Raw genomic sequence first — 1,331 nt, 5'->3', positions numbered from 1 at the left:
CCCATGAACGCCCCGCACCGTGCCCCTGGTTTTTTTACACAGTCTTTGTCTGAGAGTGATCCTGAGATCTTCGATGCTGTGACCCGGGAGCTTGGCCGTCAGCGTGACGAGATCGAGCTGATCGCCTCGGAGAACATCGTCTCGGCCGCCGTGATGCAGGCCCAAGGCTCGGTCATGACCAACAAATACGCCGAAGGCTACCCCGGGCGGCGCTATTATGGTGGCTGCCAATACGTTGATATCGCGGAAGAGTTAGCAATCGAACGGGCTTGCAAACTCTTTGCATGTGACTTTGCAAATGTGCAGCCGAACTCCGGCAGCCAGGCCAACCAGGGCGTGTTCCAGGCGCTTTTGCAGCCCGGCGATACGATCCTCGGCATGAGCCTTGATGCGGGCGGGCACCTGACGCATGGCGCGCGCCCCAATCAGTCGGGCAAGTGGTTCAACGCGGTGCAATACGGCGTGCGGCGCGAGGACAACATGCTGGATTACGACCAGGTCGCGGCGCTGGCCGCGGAGCATCAGCCCAAGATGATCATCGCGGGTGGCTCGGCCATCCCGCGCCAGATCGATTTTGCCAAGATGCGCGAGATTGCGGATAGCGTGGGCGCCTATCTGCATGTGGACATGGCGCATTTCGCCGGGTTGGTGGCGGCGGGCGAGCACCCCTCGCCGTTCCCACATGCGCATGTGGCCACGACAACGACGCACAAGACCCTGCGCGGCCCGCGCGGCGGGATGATCCTGACCAATGACGAGGCGCTGGCGAAAAAGTTCAACTCGGCGATCTTTCCCGGCATTCAGGGTGGTCCGCTGATGCATGTGATCGCGGCCAAGGCGGTGGCCTTTGGCGAGGCGCTGCAACCTGCGTTCAAGAGCTACATTCAGCAGGTGATCACCAATGCGCAGGCGTTGTCGGATCAGCTGATCCAGGGCGGGCTCGACACGGTCACCCACGGCACCGACACCCATGTGCTGCTGGTGGATCTGCGGCCCAAGGGCGTGAAGGGCAACGCGACGGAAAAGGCTCTGGGCCGCGCGCATATCACCTGCAACAAGAACGGCGTGCCGTTTGACCCGGAGAAACCGACGGTGACGAGCGGCATTCGTCTTGGCTCACCTGCGGCAACGACACGCGGGTTTGGTGAGCCCGAGTTCCGCCAGATCGCGGATTGGATCATCGAGGTGGTCGACGGGCTGGCGGCCAACGGCGAAGAGGGCAACGCGGCGGTTGAGGCGAAGGTGAAGGCGGACGTGGCCGCGCTCTGCGCCCGCTTCCCCATCTACCCCACCCTCTGAGGCCGGACCAAGGGGTGGCCCAAGGCCCACCC

General features: G+C 63.4%; 1 protein-coding gene. It reads left to right on the top strand.

Going from position 1 to position 1,331, the window contains the following annotated elements; genetic code table 11:
* Positions 1–3 precede the first annotated feature (3 nt).
* The gene (gene glyA, locus So717_RS21980; protein WP_159981415.1) at positions 4–1,299 is read left to right on the top strand and encodes a serine hydroxymethyltransferase; all 1,296 of its coding nucleotides are present in this window, start codon (positions 4–6) and stop codon (positions 1,297–1,299) included.
* Positions 1,300–1,331 lie beyond the last annotated feature (32 nt).

Origin of the sequence: Roseobacter cerasinus (assembly GCF_009811755.1) — a bacterium.
Classification (GTDB): Bacteria; Pseudomonadota; Alphaproteobacteria; order Rhodobacterales; family Rhodobacteraceae; genus Roseobacter; species Roseobacter cerasinus.
The sequence above is the reverse complement of the archived record's forward strand: the minus strand, read 5'-3'. Positions and strand labels throughout refer to the sequence as shown.

Excerpts from the sequence above, each read along its gene's own strand:
- glyA (WP_159981415.1), top strand. The coding sequence starts at position 4 with ATGAACGCCCCGCACCGTGCCCCTGGTTTTTTTACACAGTCTTTGTCT.